This is a genomic window from Rhodococcoides kyotonense (genome assembly GCF_001645385.1).
Classification (GTDB): Bacteria; Actinomycetota; Actinomycetes; order Mycobacteriales; family Mycobacteriaceae; genus Rhodococcoides; species Rhodococcoides kyotonensis_B.
The window spans coordinates 118,393-136,813 of sequence record NZ_LVHI01000039.1 but is presented as its reverse complement, the minus strand read 5'-3'; the positions used below and the strand labels follow the sequence as shown (position 1 = coordinate 136,813).

General features: G+C 63.9%; 17 protein-coding genes. 8 read left to right on the top strand and 9 right to left on the bottom strand.

The window, feature by feature from the left end; all coding sequences use genetic code 11:
* Positions 1–45 precede the first annotated feature (45 nt).
* From A3K89_RS23235 to A3K89_RS23210, 5 genes are all read left to right on the top strand, one after another.
* A complete protein-coding gene (locus A3K89_RS23235; RefSeq protein WP_068431378.1) occupies positions 46–885 on the top strand; it encodes a helix-turn-helix transcriptional regulator in 840 nt (279 codons plus the stop codon).
* Positions 886–970: 85 nt separating this feature from the next.
* Positions 971–1,897, top strand: a complete 927-nt coding sequence (locus A3K89_RS23230) for an SDR family oxidoreductase (RefSeq protein WP_068431376.1) — start codon at positions 971–973, stop codon at positions 1,895–1,897.
* Positions 1,898–2,039: 142 nt separating this feature from the next.
* Complete coding sequence (locus A3K89_RS23225; protein ID WP_068431374.1) at positions 2,040–2,930, top strand: universal stress protein; 891 nt, start codon at positions 2,040–2,042, stop codon at positions 2,928–2,930.
* A 378-nt stretch (positions 2,931–3,308) separates the two neighbouring features.
* A complete protein-coding gene (locus A3K89_RS23215; RefSeq protein ID WP_068431370.1) occupies positions 3,309–3,878 on the top strand; it encodes a DUF308 domain-containing protein in 570 nt (189 codons plus the stop codon).
* 97 nt (positions 3,879–3,975) lie between these two features.
* Positions 3,976–4,839, top strand: a complete 864-nt coding sequence (locus A3K89_RS23210; protein ID WP_254303649.1) for an MBL fold metallo-hydrolase — start codon at positions 3,976–3,978, stop codon at positions 4,837–4,839.
* Here the strand turns inward: A3K89_RS23210 and A3K89_RS23205 are convergent.
* Together A3K89_RS23205 and A3K89_RS23200 are read right to left on the bottom strand one after the other, a co-directional pair.
* Entirely contained in the window at positions 4,834–6,183 is a 1,350-nt protein-coding gene (locus tag A3K89_RS23205; RefSeq protein ID WP_068431368.1) for an APC family permease, read from the bottom strand. The genes A3K89_RS23210 and A3K89_RS23205 overlap by 6 nt on opposite strands.
* A gap of 534 nt (positions 6,184–6,717) precedes the next feature.
* The gene (locus tag A3K89_RS23200) at positions 6,718–7,962 is read right to left on the bottom strand and encodes an APC family permease (protein WP_068431358.1); all 1,245 of its coding nucleotides are present in this window, start codon (positions 7,960–7,962) and stop codon (positions 6,718–6,720) included.
* A gap of 104 nt (positions 7,963–8,066) precedes the next feature.
* Between A3K89_RS23200 and A3K89_RS23195 the strand changes: the two genes are divergently transcribed.
* Positions 8,067–8,555 (top strand): hypothetical protein, encoded by a 489-nt coding sequence (locus A3K89_RS23195; RefSeq protein WP_068431356.1) that lies wholly within the window; start codon positions 8,067–8,069, stop codon positions 8,553–8,555.
* On the opposite strand, the gene A3K89_RS23190 is transcribed toward A3K89_RS23195, so the two are convergent.
* The 7 genes from A3K89_RS23190 to A3K89_RS23160 all read right to left on the bottom strand — a co-directional run bounded on the left by A3K89_RS23190 (position 8,545) and on the right by A3K89_RS23160 (position 16,332).
* A complete protein-coding gene (locus tag A3K89_RS23190; RefSeq protein ID WP_254303648.1) occupies positions 8,545–8,913 on the bottom strand; it encodes an OsmC family protein in 369 nt (122 codons plus the stop codon). The two genes, A3K89_RS23195 and A3K89_RS23190, sit on opposite strands and share 11 nt — an antisense overlap.
* Before the next feature lie 165 nt (positions 8,914–9,078).
* Entirely contained in the window at positions 9,079–10,275 is a 1,197-nt protein-coding gene (locus A3K89_RS23185) for an ABC transporter substrate-binding protein (protein ID WP_068431351.1), read from the bottom strand.
* A 15-nt stretch (positions 10,276–10,290) separates the two neighbouring features.
* On the bottom strand, positions 10,291–10,992 hold the full coding sequence (locus tag A3K89_RS23180; RefSeq protein WP_068431349.1) for an ABC transporter ATP-binding protein: 702 nt from the start codon (positions 10,990–10,992) through the stop codon (positions 10,291–10,293).
* On the bottom strand, positions 10,989–11,810 hold the full coding sequence (locus A3K89_RS23175) for an ABC transporter ATP-binding protein (RefSeq protein WP_068431508.1): 822 nt from the start codon (positions 11,808–11,810) through the stop codon (positions 10,989–10,991). Before A3K89_RS23175 ends, A3K89_RS23180 begins: the two co-directional genes overlap by 4 nt.
* A complete protein-coding gene (locus A3K89_RS23170; RefSeq protein WP_068431348.1) occupies positions 11,788–13,698 on the bottom strand; it encodes an ABC transporter permease in 1,911 nt (636 codons plus the stop codon). Before A3K89_RS23170 ends, A3K89_RS23175 begins: the two co-directional genes overlap by 23 nt.
* Positions 13,699–13,700: 2 nt before the next feature.
* Positions 13,701–14,912, bottom strand: a complete 1,212-nt coding sequence (locus A3K89_RS23165) for an acyl-CoA dehydrogenase family protein (RefSeq protein ID WP_068431506.1) — start codon at positions 14,910–14,912, stop codon at positions 13,701–13,703.
* Between the two features lie 28 nt (positions 14,913–14,940).
* Complete coding sequence (locus A3K89_RS23160) at positions 14,941–16,332, bottom strand: NtaA/DmoA family FMN-dependent monooxygenase (RefSeq protein ID WP_068431340.1); 1,392 nt, start codon at positions 16,330–16,332, stop codon at positions 14,941–14,943.
* Between the two features lie 309 nt (positions 16,333–16,641).
* On the opposite strand from A3K89_RS23160, the gene A3K89_RS23155 reads away from it, so the two are divergent.
* Together A3K89_RS23155 and A3K89_RS23150 are read left to right on the top strand one after the other, a co-directional pair.
* Positions 16,642–17,835 carry an acyl-CoA dehydrogenase family protein gene (locus A3K89_RS23155; protein ID WP_068431338.1) on the top strand — a complete coding sequence of 398 codons (1,194 nt, stop codon included), beginning with the start codon at positions 16,642–16,644 and terminating at the stop codon, positions 17,833–17,835.
* Between the two features lie 109 nt (positions 17,836–17,944).
* Complete coding sequence (locus A3K89_RS23150; RefSeq protein WP_157105423.1) at positions 17,945–18,400, top strand: hypothetical protein; 456 nt, start codon at positions 17,945–17,947, stop codon at positions 18,398–18,400.
* Positions 18,401–18,421: the final 21 nt, after the last annotated feature.

Here is an 18,421-nt window from a genome sequence, read left to right as displayed (position 1 = left end):
TGAACGTGACATGAAGATCCCGAACGTGACATGCGAGAGCGCGCTGTGATCGACCGCGTCGAGTTGGCGGCATTTCTTCGTCGTCGACGAGAGTCGCTACAACCCGAGGACGTCGGCATGTCGCGCGGCAGACGACGACGTGCAGTCGGTCTGAGGCGTGAAGAGGTGGCAGAGCTCTGCCACATGTCGACCGACTACTACGCGAGGTTGGAGCGTGGAACGGGTCCGCATCCTTCGGTCGAGATGATCGCGTCGATCTGTCAAGGACTGCACCTGTCGGTGGCGGAACGTGACCACGTGTTTCGGCTCGCCGGCCACAACCCACCTGTACGGGGAACCGAGAGCGATCATGTCGGTCCTGGTGTGCTGCGGATTCTGGATCGCCTGCAGGACACCCCGGCGGAGGTGGTGTCCGAACTGGGGGAGACGCTTCGACAGACGCCGCTCAGTGCGGCGTTGACCGGTGATGCGTCGTTACGCGTCGGACCCGCGCGCAGTCTCGGCTATCGATGGTTCGCCGATCCCAGCACGCGGGAGATGTATCACCCGGACGAGCGGGAGGTCCTGTCGCGCCTGTACGTCTCCGGTTTGCGTGAAATCGTCACCCTTCGCGGCCCGGGGTCTCGCGCTGCGCAATACGTCGACCTCCTGCACGATCGAAGCGAGGAATTTCGAGTGTTGTGGGCAGCGCACGAGGTGGGATTGCGTCCGAGGCACGTCAAACGGTTCGTCCATCCGATCGTGGGTGAACTCGAGTTGCAGTGTCAGACCCTGCTCGATCCCGACCAGTTCCACCGACTTCTCGTGTACACCGCGGTACCCGGTAGCGAGAGCTACGAGAAACTACAGCTGCTGGCTGTCGTCGGCACGCAGACAATTCCTTAACGGTGGATCGACAGTCACTGGTTATCGACGGGACGGACCGCGAACATCGAAGGTGTAACGGAAACCGAACGAGCGGGAGCGACTCATGGCACACCACATCGATATTCGAGATTCGACCGGCAAACTGGCGATCGTGACCGGCGCGAGCGACGGGATCGGGCGAGTTGTCGCAACGCAACTCGCCGCCGCAGGCGCCGAAGTGCTGATGCCGGTTCGCAATTCCGCGAAGGGCGCGGCCACGATCGAACAAATCCGTGCCGCCGTGCCGGGGGCGAAGGTGTCGACGCGGCCTCTCGACCTCGCGTCGTTGAATTCTGTTGCGGCACTGGTGGACAGCATCCGAGCCGACGGGCGTGCGATCGACATCCTCGTCAACAACGCAGGTGTCATGCAGCCGCCGAACCGGCAAGTCACCGAGGACGGGTTCGAGTTGCAGTTCGGGACGAATCATCTGGGCCACTTCGCGCTGACGCTCGGCCTGCTGGACTTGTTGCGCGAGGGTGGTGCACGAGTGACGCATCAGACGAGCATCGCGGCGCGATCGGGCTCGATCAACTGGGACGATCCGAACTGGGAGAAGCATTACGACGTCTCGAAAGCGTACGCTCAGTCCAAGCTTGCGGTCGCGCTGTTCGCGAGAGAACTCGACTCACGAAGCAAGGCCGCTGGGTGGGGAATCTCCAGCAACATCGCCCATCCCGGTGTGTCTCCCACGAATCTGCTTGCCGCGCAACCAGGTATGGGCAGAGACAAGAACGTGGTCGGCAGACGCGTCATCAGTGCACTCACCCGCGTGGGTGTTACCGGCACCGTCGAGAGTGCTGCCCGTCCAGCTGTCGTGGCGGCAGTGGGCACTACGTCGGAAGGAGACCAGTTCTTCGGTCCGACTCGCGTGATCGGTGGGCCGCCCGCACTCCGAACGCTGTGGAAGCCGATGCAGAACATGGAGCACGCCAGGCAGTTGTGGGACCTGTCCGAACGGCTTCTCGACGGACGGGTGTCACCGCGATAGGTCGCGGTGCCGGCCGGGCGCAGCCTGCGTCGTCCCGAGGCACCGATAGAGCCGTCGGCGAGGACTTTCGGCACTGACGGCGTCGCCCGCGTCGAGGAAATCTTAAGGGCCATCATTCGCTTCGACCGGGAGGGTGACTCGGATGGATGAATCGACGAACGATGCGATGCCGATCTACGTCGGCATCGACGGGTCCGTTCCGGCTCTGGAAGCCGCACGGTGGGCGGGGGAGTACGCCGCTCGGATTCGACGCTCGGTGGTCTTGGTGCATTCGCTTCCCGATGTGACCTGGTACCTGGGGACGGGGGTCCTTGCGGGTGAGCAGGAGATTCTCGGCGAGCTGCGCGAGGTGGGACGGCAGGCGCTCGACGCTGCAGAACGCGCCGTACGGGAGGTAAACCCGAGCATCGACCTGAGGGCGGTGCAGACGCGCAAATCCGTCACCGACTACTTCGAATCGGTATCGGACGATGCGCACGTCATCGTGGTCGGCTCCCGTCGGTCGTCTGCGCTGACCGATCTCGTCCTCGGGGGCGAGGTGATTCGCGTGTGCAACTCGGTCGAGTGCCCCGTGCTGGTGTGGCGCGCACACTCGGCTGACGACGCCGATGCTGACATGCCGGTCGTCGTCGGAGTCGACGGTACGGAGTCGTCGAATCACGCGTTGCTTGCCGCGTTCGAGTTCGCCGACACCGTGAAGGCCCCGGTCATCGCGACACATGCGTGGCAGATCGCAGAGTCCGTCGGAGTGGGATACACGGCGGGTCTCATCGACTGGGACCGGTTGCGCAGCGATCAGCGGCAATGGCTGCGCGACACGGTCAACCCCATCGCCGATTCGTTCGCGGATGTCGCGGTCACGTGCGCCAGTGTCGAAGGGCAAGCCGCACATCACCTTCGAACACTGTCCGCCTCTGCTCAGCTCGTCGTCGTCGGGAGCCGGGGCCGGGGGAAGATGGCAGGAGCGTTACTCGGTTCGGTGAGCCAGAACATGATTCATTACGCCCAGTGTCCCGTTCTGGTCGTGCACTGATTGCGACGCCCACGCCGCTCCGATGCCGGCATCCCGCGTCCTGAGCCGACTCGACCCGTGAACGTCGTCGGTCACGCGCATTCCCCGGGCGATGGCCTGGGCGACGAGACGGGTACTGCCGTACATGGATTCGTAGACCACAAGGGTGTTCATCGGTTCCTCCTGACGAAGACGTCCATCGAGTGGCATGTGTTCGTGTTTCGCACATTCGACGATCGAGGATCGGCGGAGTGCACGCGAGAGTCGTAGGTCCTGCGGACGTGCACTGCATTCGACACTCTGTGCTGTTGCAACCGAGTGCCGGCCCGTCTAGTGTCTCGACGTAGACGAACTAGTAACCCTACGGGCACCGTTTTGGGTGCAGAGAAGAGGAGGACCATGACGATCACGACAGAGGCGACGTCCGGATCGACCCACGAGGTGGGATTGCGTCGGCTCTATTTCGCGCGTTTCGCATTCGCGATGCTGTGGGCGGCGTCGCTGATACTGGCCGGGGGCTCGTCGGGGCCGGCGCTGACGCTTCTGCTCGTCGTCTACCCGCTGGTCGACGCGGCCGCGGTTCTGTGGCAGGTGAGGAACCGCCACAACGGACAGGGGGCGCGTATCGCGCAGTGGATCAATGTCTTGGTGAGCGTTGTCGTCGCGGTCGCGCTCGGGTGGGCGTCGACCGTATCCATCGCAACGGTCCTGGTCGTATGGGGAATTTGGGCTGTCGGATCAGGCCTTCCGCAACTCGTCACTGCGGTGCGAAACCGGCATCGCGGGGGTCAGGTGCCTCAGATGCTCAGCGGCGGCATTTCTATAGTGGCCGGGGGCGGCTTTCTGGCACAGGGCGTGCGGGGTGCCGCCGAGGTTGGGGGAGTCGCAGGGTACGCGGTGCTGGGAGGGGTGTTCTTCGTGGTGTCGGGCGTCCGACTGTCCCTTCTTCAGCGACGTTCGGCCGCGTGAATCGGGATCGGGTTCCGAGCCGCGACGAAACTAGTGCGCGAGCTCGGAGCGGGTTTGCGAGAAGTGACTCCGTGGAAGCCGAACGACAGTCCATTCGATGTCGTCGTGGGAGAAGACCATGCACGGAACGTTCACCTTCATCGGCAATGCAACGTGCTTGATCTCGGTCGGCGACATCACGTTGCTGACCGACCCGAACTTTCTCCATGCGGGGGAGTACGCGTACCTGGGCCACGGATTGGTGTCCAAACGTCTGCGAGAACCGGCGTTGTCGATCGACCAACTGCCTCCCATCGACGCCGTCGTTCTGTCGCACCTGCACGGAGACCACTGGGATCGACGCGCCCAGAAACAGCTGGATCGCGAGACCCCCATCATCACCACGGGGCACGCGGCGTCGAAACTGGGCCGTCGCGGTTTCGTCGACGCACGCCCGGTGAAGACATGGGAGTCCGAGACCATCGAACGACGCGGTACTCGCGCCACCGTGACGTCGATGCCGGGTCGTCACGGCCCGCGGTGGGCAGTCGCCGGCCACCTCGTGCCGCCCGTCATGGGAAGCATGATCGAGTTCTCGCGCATCGATCCGGGACTCGAATCGCAGAATGTGGAGTTGCGAATCTACATTTCTGGCGACACGCTCGTGGTCGACGACCTCCTGGAGATTCCGCGACGGTATCCGTCCATCGACACCGGCGTGTTTCACCTCGGCGGCACGACGCTACCGTTCGGGCAGTCGCCTCGACGCGGCTTGATGGTCACGATGGATGCGCAACAGGGTGTTCGCGCGATCCGGATGATCGATCCGGACCGGGCAATTCCCGTTCACTTCGACGACTACGGCGTGTTCTCGTCGCCGCTCGATGACTTTCTTCGTGAGGCCGACGCCGACGGAATCGGAGACAAGGTTCTGTACGTGGAGAGGGGGCGGACCGTCTCCATCGGTAAGGATCGGTCATGACGTCGCGGACTTACCGCCCGACCGAGCCGTCGCGAGACGTCGCACGCCGTACAGAACAGCTCCGATCGCGAGCAGCACCAACGCACGCAGCCAGGTCTCCGCCGACTGCTGCGTGGCCAGGACGATGCACGTCACGACAGCCAGAACGGGGAACACCGTCGGAACTCGGAAATGGTCCCCGTCCGCATCGTCTCGGCGAAGAACGAGCACGGCCACGTTGGTGCTCACGAACACGACCAGCAGAAGCAGGACGACAGTCTCGGCGAGAGCCGCGACCGATCCCGTCGCACACAGGATCATGGCGACGGCAGTGGTCGCGACGATGGCCGCCCACGGAGTGCGCCGACCCGGCAGTACTTTGCTCAACGCCGACGGAAGAAGTCCGTCGCGTGCCATGCCGAACGTCAATCGCGACGCCATGATCATGGTCAGCAGGGCGCCGTTCGCGACCGCGATCAGCGCGACCAGGCTGAACAGCCACGGCGGAAATCCCGCGTCTGCCGTGTTCACGACCTCGAGCAGGGGCCCGCTCGACCCGGCAAGGGTGTCCGCATCGACGACGGTCGACACCGCCAGACCGACCAGGATGTAGACCGCTCCGGCCGCTACGAGCGCGCCCAACAACGCGCGCGGATACACGCGGCGAACATCCGTCACTTCTTCTGCCACGTTCGCCGAGGTTTCGAAACCGACGAAGGAGTAGAAGGCGAGAAGTGCGGCTCCCAGGACAGCGAATGCGGGGGTGGTTCCGTCGGCGAACTCGAGAACGCGTGACGGTGAACCTTCGCCGCGCCCGAGGACGAGCCCGGCGAGCGCGATGATCGTCACGAGTCCGGACACTTCGACGACCGTCATCACCAGATTGGCTCGCATGGACTCGGTGATACCGCGCGCGTTCAACATCGCGACCGCCGCCAGGAAGATCAAAGCAGCTGCCACACTTGGTATCTCGACGAAAACCTGTAGGTAGTCGCCCGCGAAGGCGAGCGCAAGACCGGCAGCGCTGGTCACACCCGCAGCAAGCATCGAGAATCCCACCATGAACGACACGAACGGCCGTCGGTAAGCCCTCTCCGCGAACACGGCTGCTCCACCGGCTCGGGGGTACTTGGTGACCAACTCCGCGTAGGACGCCGCCGTCAGCATCGCCATCAGTAGCGCGACCAAGAGGGGCAGCCAGATGGCCCCGCCGACCTCACCCGCGATTTCGCCCACCAGCGCGTAGATTCCGGCGCCCAGGACGTCGCCGAGAATGAACACGAACAGCATCTTCCCGGTGATCGCACGCTTCAACGGTGTCGAGGTGTTCGGAGGTGAGGTTGTTCCAGGCTCGTTCGTGACCATGCGCGTGTGTGCCCGTTCCGTGCACGCACGAAACGGAAACCGGGTGGGGGGAGGCGAGTGGTATCCCGGCACGGTGGTCGGGGGCGACGCTGTAAACCGACTACTCCTCCGGCGGATCGCGTGCTACGCGTCGCCGCCCCTCGTTTTCGTGACGACCGCAGGTCCAGTCGCCGAAAAGTCCGCAGAGAGAACTGAATTCGCGACACCGCACACGAGGTCTTGTGCCGTCCGTCGGTGACTTTGGACTCTGTGCCCCCGCTGCGCGCGCTGCGAATGTTCATTGACGAAACAGTGGAACCGCAACGAGTGGAGTTCTCACGTGTACGAAAGATGGGGTGCCCTCGTTGTCGTGGGGCTGGCCGGGGCGGGGATTGCGTCTGTCGTGATGGGATTCTCGGTGTGGTTCGTTGCGTTGTTCTGTCTGCTGGCCCTCGTCGGGGCCGTGGACATGTTGTCGACGATGTCGGGCGGCCTGGAGACAGGGCGGGTCGTCGACCCTGTGCCGTCGCAGAACATGTCGGACGGGCGGAGACGTCAGCGGGCCCGTCGGAGTCGAACGCAGCGATACACGACCCCGACGGCGAGAACCGCGACGCCGACGCCGATCGCCGGCGCGGGCAAGGTCGCCATGAGCGCGACGCATCCCACGGCCCCCACTGCTTGAACAGGTCGGGGATACCGACGATCGTCCGGCGCCTGCGTCCACGCGCTGACGTTGGCGATCAGGTAGTACAGCAGAACCCCGAACGACGAGAACCCGATCGCGCCGCGAAGGTCGACGGTGAGAACCAGAACTCCGACCACCACGGCGAGGGTGATCTCGGCGCGGTGGGGTACCGCGAAGCGCGGATGCACCGCTGACAGACAGCGCGGTAGGTCGCGGTTGCGAGCCATCGCCAGCGATGTACGCCCGATCCCCGCGATGAGCGCCAGCAGAGCACCCAGCGCTGCCAGCGAGGCGCCGACGCGCACGATCGGGGCTGCCCATGATTGGCCCGCCGTGGTCACGACATCGACCAGCGGTGCGGTAGACGCAGCGAGCTGGTCGGGTCCCAGCACCGCGAGGACCGTTACCGCGACGACGGCGTAAACGCACAGAGCGACCGCCAGGGCCGTGATGATGGCGCGGGGGATGGTTCGGCGTGGGTCCACGACTTCTTCACCCATCGTGGCGATGCGCGCGTAGCCGGCGAAAGCGAAGAACAACAGTCCGGCCGATTGAAGGATCCCGTACCAGCCGTGGTCGATACTCGCCGAGGCGTCGGGCAGCCGCGTCGGTGCCGACAGCCCGACGAGCGTGGTTCCCACCAGAACGACCAGGACGAGTGTCACGAGCACCTTGGTCAGCGCCGCGGTTCTCGTCACGCCGACGTAGTTGACGGAGGCGAGCACCACCACCGCCGCCACGGCAGCGAGTTTCGTGTACTCGTCGGGTACTGCGTAGTGGGCGAACGTCAACGCCATCGCGGCGCAACTCGCAGTCTTGCCGATCACGAAACTCCACCCGGCGAGGAACCCCGGCCAGTGCCCGAGCCGTTCTCGCCCGTACACATACGTGCCACCCGACGTCGGATACTGGGCAGCCAACTGCGCCGACGACAGGGCGTTGCACACGGCGACGATCGCGGCGACAGCAAGACCAACGAGCAGACCGACGCCCGCGGCTGCCGACGCCGGGGCGAACGCCGCGAACACACCTGCGCCCATCATCGATCCGACGCCGATCACGATCGCGTCGGACAGCCCCAACCGCCGCGCGAGCGCCCCGCCAGATGTCACGTGTCCTCCAGACTGTGTGCGTGTCGTCATCTTCCTCTGGCGTCACATCACCGCTCGGCGAGGGTGACAGATGGCGCCCCGACATACTGGAGTAGACAGTAAGTATGTCCGACGATGCCGCCGCGAAGTCCCACGAGATATCCACTCCCGCCCGGTTCCGGTTTCCACGTCGGCTCAGACAAGTGGATCCGGCGCGCCGAGGAATCGTGTTGGCGTGGTTGGCATTCACCGTGACGTTCGGCGGCGCGAGATTGGTGACGTGGCTGATCCAAATCGACACAAGCAACGTCGGTGACGTGTCCGCCGGCGGAGTGCACCTTCACCATTACCTGTGGGGGATACTGATTCTGGCGGGAGTGGCCGTGTTCGGGCTCATCGACCGCTCACCCAGAAGTCGGTCCTGGATGGGAGCGGCACTGGGAATCGGTCTCGGTCTGATCGTGGACGAAGCAGCGCTGTTGATCACTCTGGAGGACGTGTACTGGCACACCGAGGGGTGGTCCTCGATTGCGTTGGCGATCAGTCTGATCGGCGTCGTCGGTACAGGTCTCGTGCTGACTCGCAGCGGCGCGAAAAGAGACTTCAGTCGGTGAGGGTCACGTCGACGTCGTCGAGTTTCTTCAGGAACGGGCAGATCGATTTCGCTTGAGCCAGAACGTTGTCGGGGTTCGCGAAGTTCGGCAGCGAGACAGCGAGAGAGTACGTGGCGTCGTAGCCGACGCCGTCCGTGTCGGACAGGCTGACCGAACCATCGACGGACACGTCGTCGATGCTTTCGCCGGCCGTGCCCGCAGCGATGCGGACGGACTCGAGCAGACACGACGCCAAAGCTGCGGCCATCAGTTGTTCGGGGTTGGTGGATCCACCGGTTCCACCGAGTTCCGAGGGTTCGTGCACGTCCAACGTCAGAGCGCCGTCGCTTGCTTCGACGGATCCGGGTGTCGCGGTCACCTGTGCGGTGTAGAGGATTGAGGGCATGGCGTCCGCATGCCCGAGCCGGACCGTCGCGAAACGTGGGGGTCACGGCCTGTCGACACGACGACCAGACCGAAGTTGTGCACCGGCATTCTTCTGATCCGTTACACAACTTCGATCTCGTCGTGGGTAGTGGCGGTGCTACTTCACTGGTGTCTTCTCGAACGCGCTGAACGGGGTCGGGTCGTCGACATTCAATTTGCCGTTGGCGATGTGACCGGCAAAGGCCCACAAGTTGGCCTGACGCGGCGCAGTGAGGACCGGACCGTCCTGGATCGTGAAGTCGATGTCGTGCAGTACGTCGGTCTGGAAGTCCGTCAGGTTCTGGGTGTGCTCGCGGAAGGTGTCGCGGTCGACGGTGTCGAGTTTGCGTGCTTCCTGTGCGAACGTCCAGACGGCCAGCCAGTCGGTGCTGACGCTGCCGTCGTGCGGAGTCTTGACCTTGCCTTCCGGGTCGTACTTCGCGAGCTGGTCCTCGTACTCCTTCCACGTGGCGAACTGCGCCGCGTCCTCACCCTTTTCGAGGGCGACGGAGTTCGGGATTCCGGAGTCGGAGACGACCTTGATGGTGGCGTCTTCCATGACGTTGTTGCTGAGCACCATCGGAATTCGAAAATTCTGATCGACGGCAGCTTGGACCAGTGCAGTCAGCTTTTCCGGCGTGTAGATCATGCCGCCCCACACGTCCGGGTTCGCCGCCTTGATCTTGGCGATGACGGGCGCGTAATCGGTCGTGTCGGCCGCGATCTCGATGATCTCGACATCGTCGACGCCGGCATTTCGGTACCCGAGCTTCGCATTCTCGATGTACGGAGTATTGCCTGCGTACGCGACGTAGACGGCCTTCTTCGGCTTGAACCTGGTGCCGCCCAGGTACGTTCCCTGAGCCGCGCCGGCGCAGTTGAGTGCAGCGATCATCGACAGCTCGTTCGAGACGTCGGCAGCGGCGCAGCCCATCGGGAACCAGTTGACGACGCCTGCCTGTTTGCCGATCTCGGCGAGACCGTCGCCGCTGTTGCCGCCGATGAACGCGACGACGTCGTCCTCGTTCACCAGCTTGCGTGCGCCCGCGATGACGTTGGCCGGCTGACCTTTCGTGTCGTAGACGATGACGTTCAGCTTCTTGCCGTTGATGCCGCCCTGGTCGTTGACGGCCTTCTCGGCGATCTCGGCAACCAATGCTGGATCCTGGAACGCGGACGGCGACGACGACAGCGGCGCGATGAAGCCGACGTTGATCGTGTCGGAGTCGCTGTCGCCACCCCCGGAGCATCCGGCGGCCAGGAGCGACAGTGCGGACAAGCCGATCAGACCCGCACGGAACTTACGTATGAACATGGTTTTCCTTCGTGATCAGGGATGTAGATAGGTGTGTTCGACGTGTTCGGTGGCGTCGACCAGTTCGTCGCGTGAGAGCTCGAGTGCGGTTCGGCCGTCGGCGAGTACGAGGGTGCGATCGGCGATGGCAACCGCAGTTTCCACGTGCTGCTCGACTACGACCACGCTGATGCTTCGGTCTCGGGCCTGCTCGCCGACGACACGCGCGATCAGGGTTCGGACGGCCGGGCTGAGTCCGAACGTCAATTCGTCGAGCAACACGACACGCACGTCACGCAGAAGCGCTCGGCCGACGGCGGCCAGCTGCTGTTGACCTCCGCTGAGGCTTCCGGCGGGTACGTCGCGACGATCGGCGAGCTGTGGGAAGAGGTCGAAGAAGTCGCGATCGTCGATGTGCGCGAGCGCGAGGTTCTCGGCCAGGGTCAAGCTTCCGAACAGCGAACGTCCCTTGACGACGAGACCGATGTGGTCTTTGCACCGTCGGTACGGAGTACCCGTGAGCGAATGCCCGTCGACCACGACCGATCCGGACTGTGGCTTCACGAAACCCGAAATGCCCAGCAATGCACTGGATTTGCCCGCGCCGTTCTTGCCGATGACACAGACCACTTCGCCGGGTGCGACGTCGAGATCGAAGTCCCACAGCCCCGCGCCGTTGCCGTAGTCGACGGTCAGGCCCTTCACGTGCAGGCCAGCGGTGTCGATTGCCATCGTCATGCGGTCACCTCGGTGCGTTTCTGGGTCACTCCGCCGGCTCCGCTCCCGGCCGGTAGAGCTCCGGATTCTTTCTCGCCGAAATAGATGGACCGAACCATCGGATGATCGAGGATCTCGGAAGTGGGGCCGTGCGCGATGACGGACCCCGCTTCGAGAACGTAGATGTCGTCGCAGACTTCGGTGACGACGTCCAAATTGTGCTCCACCAACAGTATTGCGATGTCCGAGGTGTCACGAATGTTCTTGACGGTGTCGACGACGCGTCGTCGTGCATCGAGGCTGAGCGCGGCGGCCGGCTCGTCGAGCAACAGCACGGACGGATCCTGCACGACGGCGCGCGCCAGATTCACTCGTGCGTGCCAACCGAGAGACAGTTCCTCGACGCGCTTGTGGCGTATGGCGTCGAGACCGTGGGCCACGAGAACCTCGTCGACCCGCGCAAATTCCTGGCCGCCGGGCCGACCGAACCGAACAATGCTGGCAGCGACCGACTTTCGGCTCCTGACTTCCGTGGCGGAGAGGAGATTCTCTTCCACGGTGAGGTCCTCGAACAGCAGGTAGTCCTGGAACGTGCGGCTGAGGCCGTGACGGGCCCGAGCGGGTGCGGTCGTCCTCGTCACGTCCTTGCCGTCGACCTCGACGGTGCCCGACGTGACGCGCTGATACCCGGTGATGGCGTCGATCGCGGTGCTCTTTCCTGCGCCGTTGGCTCCGAGTAGTCCGACGATTCGGCCCTCGGGCACCGACAAGGACACGTCGTTCAGAATCCTGTGGTCTCCGATGTCGACGGACAGGTCACTGACGTTCAAGCGTGGCATGCACCTTCTCCTTCTGTACGGGAGCCGATCGGAACGTGCGAAACGCCGCGTCGCGGAGCCGAAGGAACTGGCCGACGACACCGTCGGGTTCGGTGGTCAGAACGAGGATCATGTTCGCGGCGAAGAACAACGACAACCAGTCGTTGATGTCGAGTGTGAAGGACAGGATGCTCGCGAGGAGTCCACCTGGGGCGAACAACCCTGCCAGGACCGCGCCGGCGAGATGTCCTGTACCGGCGAGAATCGTGAACGCGATCAGTGCCAACGAGTCGCTGTAGGTGAAGCCCTCCAACGTGATCTGACCCTTGGAGATGAACCCACGCTGAATCGCGAGCAGAATTCCCGCGAGCCCCCACAACGTGCCCGACAGGAGAATCGACGTGAATTTCGCTCGCACAGCGTTGATTCCGAGAGCGGCGGGCAGGCGCTCGTCCTGGCGCACCGACAGCAGGTATCGGCCGACAGCAGAGCGTCGAATGTTCGCGACGACGATCAGCCCCACGATCAGCACGGTCCACGCCAGCAGTGCGAAATTCTGCGGTTCGACGATGTTGCTGAACGAGATCCCGAACAGCTCGGTGTCACCGATGGCCCATCCCGTCGTGCCGTTGAAGAACTTGTCCACCGAGAACACAAGGACTTGCACGATCGACGCGATTGCCAGGGACCCGATGGTCACTTCGTAGATGCGGGCACGTATGAACACGATCGACGAGAGGCCTGCCACGACGAAGGAGACGACCACCGCTGCCGCCGCGGCGGTGAGGAGCGAGGCGCCGTGGTGGCTCACTGCACCGAACACAAGCATGGAGATGCCGGCGAACGTGAGCGGCAGTGCATTGACCTGGCCCGTGTAACCCGTCGACACGACGATGCCGAGAGCGACGAGGCCGAAAATCGCAGTGAGGCTCAATGCGTCGACTGTCGAACCGTTTCCGAAGGTGACGAGCGTGACGACGACAGCGGTACCGATCACGACATGCAGCGGGCGGATTCGTCCCGATCCGACGTGGAAGACCGCCTTGACCTCGCGGGTTCCTCGGCTCATGTCGGTGCGTGCGAACACGATGAGAACTGCGAGCGCGATGATGTGCGGAACGGCACGCGCAAGTTGCGCGTCGTACAGTCCGGTCACGAGGCCCTCGAGAACACCGGCTCCGATCGCGACGCCGAACGCCACCCAGAATCTGCGAAACTTCGCCGCGAGCGCGGCCCCGAGCGCAGGGACCAGAATCGTCGCAGCCGACGTCGGCGACAACTGCGTTATCGGGAGAACGAGGACGCTGCCTGCAGCGGACAGCACACCTGCGAGACCCCATGCGGCCGATCCCCACTTACGTGGATCGATACCGATGGACTGAGCACCGAGGTCGGTGTCCTGGATGGCCATGGTGATCAAGCCGAACCGCGTTCGGGTGAACAGCGCATGCAACGCTGTGGTGGCGACGAGGGCGGTGACTCCGAGAAGGACGGAAATGTTCTGCACGCGTACCCCGCCGACCTCGAACCCACCGCTGACCAGGAACGGATCGATGGTGATCTGGTGATTGGTCCAGACGAGTCGGATGACGGTTTCCAGAACCAGTAGTAGACCGAGCGTGATCAGGATCTTGGTGACAACGGGTGCATGCGCCAGGCGTTTGCCGACGATCGCGAAGAAGGCGACGCCGATCAGACCGCTGACCACGACGCCTGCTGCGATGGCGATGGGGAGCGGCAAGCCGGCTTCGTGCAGCTTCCAGAAGGAGTAAGCACCGAAAGTTCCCAGCGCGCCCTGCGCGAAATTGATGACGCCGGTGCCGCGGTAGGCGGCGATCAGCCCGAGCGCGACCAGTGCGTAGGCGCCACCCGTCGACAATCCGAGCGAGGCGTAGGTGAGAAAGTCCACGGCTAGCTCTCCCTGTTGCGCAGGTCGATGCCGCTGAGCCACTGCCGGAACGGGGACGCGCCGTTCAGGTCGAAGTCGCCGATGCTCGCCAGACGGTACGGCGTCGGATTGTGGTTCGCCAGCGTTCGTGCGTTGCGCCAGTGTCGATCCCAGCCCTTCTCCACGCTGAGCGCCGATGCGCCGCCGACGTCGAACAACCGGGTGACGGCCTTCAACACGGTATCGATGACCGACACCTGAGCACGGTAGATCTCGATCTCGGTCGCGTCCTCCAGCTCCTGCGAGTTGTTGCCTCCCAGCAAGGCGGTGCCGTGGTCGCCGAGCGTGCGAGCCGAATGACGTACCAGCGTCTCGGCGACATGGCGTGCCGCGCTGACCTCACCGACGACCTGCTGCACCAGCGCGTCCTCACGGGGCAACTGCCGGGCACCCTGGCTGAAGAAGCGGGCCCGACCGCGGACGTACTCGACGACGTCGACGTGCGCCGCGCGGGCGATTCCCGCGAGGGCGAGCAGGTGCCAGAACTGCGCGACGGACGTACCGTAGCTTCCCAGCTCCAGGTCGGCGGGCAACTGGGGAGCGTCGGTCACGTCGACCGCGTCGAACACCGTCGTGCCACTTGCGGTCAGCTTCTGACCGAATCCGTGCCAGTCGTCGACGAGTGTGACGCCGTCGGCCTTCGCGGGCACGACGGCCTGCTCGACAGTGTCGTCGTCTCCCTCTCCAGTGGTGAGAATCCAGTCCGCGTAGAGGGACCCGGTGCTGTAGAACTTCCGTCCGGTGACCAGGCGTCGACCGGTTCTCGACTCGATGCGCGTCGAGAAGTGGGTTTGGTTCTGCGCATTCTGTTCCGTGTAGGCGCCGCCGAACAGGTCGCCACGTCCGATGCGGCGCAACCACTCCGAACGTTCGTCGGATTCAGGCGAGTGGATGATCGCCTCGGTGAAGATGAAGTGCGTGCGAAGCAGTTGCACGACATTGGAGTCGGCGGCGCCGAGATCGAGTACCAGCTCGGCGAGTTCGGGAACCGCGATACCCGACCCGCCGAATTCCGTCGGTACGCGTAGGGCGCCGAAACCGCGTTCGGCGAGCCGTCGTACCAGGTCGTGGGGGAGTGTGCGATCGCGGTCGCGCGCGACGGCGGTGGCTGCGATGTCGGCTAGGACATCGGCGAATCGTTCTCGCACCGTGATGGGGTCGAGCGTGGCAGTCATGAAGTGGCTCCGGAGAAGTGGATATGAATCATGCGGGTTGGTGGCTGCCGATGCGGACAGAGCGGGCACGGTGGTCGTCACCGAGGCGGTCGCCACGGCCGAACAGCTTTTCACGCAGCGTGCCCGGCGCATATTCGCGCTGAGCTAGGCCGCGGTCCTGCAGTACAGGCACGACGTGGTCGACCCACTCGTCCCACCAACCGAGCGTGGTGATGGGTACGACGTTGAAACCGTCGATCCCGGAGTCGGCCCAATCCTGCACGTGATCGGCGATCTGCTCCGGCGTGCCGGCGAATCTGCCCGGCAGAAGAGACTTCTCGACGAGGTACTCGCGCCAACTCACCGTCGACGGGTCCTCCAGAGAATCTGCCGCGGCGCGGAAGTTGGACTGCACGTGGTTGCCGAGTTGGGCCCGGCCGGCAAGTTCGGACAACGGCGTATCCGGATCGACGGAAGACAGGTCGATGCCGGATCCTCCGCTCCAGAATGCTTGCAGTGCTTCGAAGTCGACGTTTTCTCGGAAGTACTCGCGCTTTCGTTTCGCTTCCTCTTCCGTCGAACCAATGATGGTGGACAGCATCACGATTTTCTTGAGAGACGACGGCTCGCGACCGATCGCGCGCGCCTGCTCGTCGAGGATCGCGACGTCACGCACCGCTGAGGCGGGACTGTACGAGGGGAGGAACGTCACCTCGGCATTGGTGACCGCGAAATTACGTCCGGCAGGGGAATTCCCGGCCTGAAAGAGAACGGGTGTGCGCTGCGGTGACGGCTCGACGATGTGCGGACCCTGCACCTTGTAGCGCTTGCCGACGTGATCGATGGTGTGGATCTTGGCGGGGTCGAAGAATTCACCGGTCTCGTGGTTGTGGAGAACTGCGTCGTCCTCCCACGAGTGTTCCCAGAGCTTGTAGGTGACGTCGACGTATTCCTGTGCCCACTCGTATCGGTCGTCGTGGCCGACTATCTCGTCGTACCCGTAGTTACGGAATCCGTTGCTGAGATACGACGTCACGATGTTCCACGCGACGCGACCGTTCGTGAAGTGGTCGAGCGAGGAGAGGCGTCGGGCAAACGAGAACGGATGGTCCTGAATGATGTTGCTGGTCACAGCGATACCGAGATGCTCGGTAGCATGCCCCAACGCCGAGACGATAGTGATCGGATCGTTCTCCGGGAACTGCGAGCCTGCGCGTATGGTCGTCGTGCCGTCTCCGAAGTCGAGGTCGTACACCCCGACGACATCAGCGATGAAGAGCGCGTCGATTCGGCCCCGCTCGAGCGTCTTCACCACGTCGATGTACGGCTGCAGATCCTTGTATCCGTATTGGACGCGGCCCTCGGGGGTCCGCCAGTAGCCGTGGCTGTGGTGATTGGGTGTCAAGTGCAGGAAAGCGTTGTAGACGAGCGGTCTTGGCATCGACAGAACTTTCTTTTCGGACTGTGCAGTTCCGGGCAGAACAGTTACACCGGCTCGAATTGAAGTCAAACTTTTCGTGCGTGCGCATTTCTTCGTCGGAGTGAAATTCCTCAGTTAAATTCACGCTGGTTTTAAAGTTCGCCAGACCACAGGGCATTCCTGTCGACCGCATGCCGGGACGGTGGTGACGTATATCACAAACAGACGTTATTGCAGGTTGACAGCTTTCTCGGTCCGGTGATTGAGTCTGCCCGCGCCCCTCGCAATGCTGCAGCGGCGGGTAATTCCCCGAGAATGGTAGGAGAATCGATGACCGCGGACACCGCTTTGCCGATCGGAAAGGTCGCCGTTCTACGCGACGCCGACGAGGCTCTCGCGGCAGCCCATGAATTGGCCGACGTCTTTCGTGCGGCGGCGGATCGATTGGACCGCTCTCGGGAGGTCCCGGTCGAGGAACTGACCTCTCTTGCCGAGAGTGGTCTTCTGGGAATCCGCGTGCCTCGCGAGTTCGGTGGCGCCGGCGTCTCCTACGAAACCGTCGTCCGGGTGTTCGTCGTTCTGTCCCGCGCCAGTGGATCGCTCGGTCAGGTACCGCAGAACCACTTCCACCTGATCGAACCGTTGTTCTCCGACGGAACGCTCGAACAGAAGCGTCACTTCGCGGCGGAAATCCTTGCAGGACACCGGTTCGGAAACGCGCAAGCCGAACGTGGGTCACGGCCCGTGCTGTCGTTGCCGACGACAACGCTGACCGAGACCGGTCACGGAACGGTCGTGCTCGACGGCGTCAAGCACTACTCGACCGGGGCCTTGACCGCGCAGTGGATTCCGGTGCAGGCCGCGACCGAATCCGGCGAATTCTCGTTGACGTACGTGCCGCGCGACGCAGCGGGACTGACCGTGGTCGACGACTGGGACGCCATGGGGCAGCGCAGTACTCACAGCGGAACGGTCCGGTTGAGCGGGGTGGAAGTGCCGGAACTGTTCTCGCTGAGGCCTTTCGACGGGCATCATCGAAAGAACACGTTCCCGCCGTACGCAACCGTCATCCATGCCGCCGTCGACGTCGGAATAGGGCTCGGCGTCCTGCACCGGGGTGCCGAACTACTGCGCGACGTCGCTCGACCGTGGCGTACAGCGCACGTCGACCGCGCGGTCGACGACCCGCTGACCGCGTACCGAGTGGGCAAGCTCGGGACGCACGTACACGCCGCGGAGCAGCTGCTCTACGAAGCCGCTCGACGACTCGACCATGCCGACGTCATGCGCACCGAGCAGGATTACGAACGGGCAGCCGTCACGGTGGCCGAAGCCAGTGCCTTCGCGAGCGAGAGTGCGGAGCGAGCGGCGAGTGAGCTGTTCGAATTCATCGGCGCCCGGTCGACGTCGGACTCGCTGAACTTCCACCGCTACTGGCGTGACGTGCGCACGCACAGCACCCACGACCCGGCTCGATGGAAGTATCACCGGGCCGGTCGGTGGCTCCTCGACGGGTCCGTCTGAGGTCGGTGGCGGTGCAGGGTCCGTCATGGCGACAGTCGACGCCGAATCGGTCGTGTGCAAGTCTGAAACGGGAGCCGAATCCCGTCGAGCGCACCCGGAGGTGACCGATATGGCGTGGACACGCCGCAACCCCAACGGCGTCGAAGACGGGATGGTGGTGCGCAAGGTGGCAGCGCCGTCATCGGTGTTCCGGGTGAGCGGCGATCCGGACGCAGGACGAGCGACCTTCGTCGCACTGTCGAAAGGGGAGCGGACGGTACTGAACGGCAATGCCAGAAACTACCGTCCCGAGACCGCGGACGAGACCGCCGACCGCGAGGGTGAGAGCACTCCGACCGTCGACGATGTTTCGTTGCCGCGGCTCTCGCTCGTCGACGAATCGGAACCGGCCGACGTGGACGAGTCCTCCGACCCCGAGGTGACCGAGATGTGCGCGCGACTACGCGAAGCGGTGGCGGTGACGACCGATGGCACGTGTGACCCCGCTCAGGCGGCCGCCATCGTCGTCGCCGCGGCTGAGCTGAATCGTGCAGTACTGGATGCCTACCTCGGCGACGGGTCCTGACCGGTACCGTACGAGCGCACA

Coding starts and splice junctions, on each gene's coding strand:
- A3K89_RS23230 (WP_068431376.1), top strand. CDS start 971: ATGGCACACCACATCGATATTCGAGATTCGACCGGCAAACTGGCGATC.
- A3K89_RS23225 (WP_068431374.1), top strand. CDS start 2,040: ATGGATGAATCGACGAACGATGCGATGCCGATCTACGTCGGCATCGAC.
- A3K89_RS23215 (WP_068431370.1), top strand. CDS start 3,309: ATGACGATCACGACAGAGGCGACGTCCGGATCGACCCACGAGGTGGGA.
- A3K89_RS23210 (WP_254303649.1), top strand. CDS start 3,976: ATGTCGTCGTGGGAGAAGACCATGCACGGAACGTTCACCTTCATCGGC.
- A3K89_RS23205 (WP_068431368.1), bottom strand. CDS start 6,183: ATGGTCACGAACGAGCCTGGAACAACCTCACCTCCGAACACCTCGACA.
- A3K89_RS23195 (WP_068431356.1), top strand. CDS start 8,067: ATGTCCGACGATGCCGCCGCGAAGTCCCACGAGATATCCACTCCCGCC.
- A3K89_RS23185 (WP_068431351.1), bottom strand. CDS start 10,275: ATGTTCATACGTAAGTTCCGTGCGGGTCTGATCGGCTTGTCCGCACTG.
- A3K89_RS23180 (WP_068431349.1), bottom strand. CDS start 10,992: ATGACGATGGCAATCGACACCGCTGGCCTGCACGTGAAGGGCCTGACC.
- A3K89_RS23175 (WP_068431508.1), bottom strand. CDS start 11,810: ATGCCACGCTTGAACGTCAGTGACCTGTCCGTCGACATCGGAGACCAC.
- A3K89_RS23165 (WP_068431506.1), bottom strand. CDS start 14,912: ATGACTGCCACGCTCGACCCCATCACGGTGCGAGAACGATTCGCCGAT.
- A3K89_RS23160 (WP_068431340.1), bottom strand. CDS start 16,332: ATGCCAAGACCGCTCGTCTACAACGCTTTCCTGCACTTGACACCCAAT.
- A3K89_RS23155 (WP_068431338.1), top strand. CDS start 16,642: ATGACCGCGGACACCGCTTTGCCGATCGGAAAGGTCGCCGTTCTACGC.
- A3K89_RS23150 (WP_157105423.1), top strand. CDS start 17,945: ATGGCGTGGACACGCCGCAACCCCAACGGCGTCGAAGACGGGATGGTG.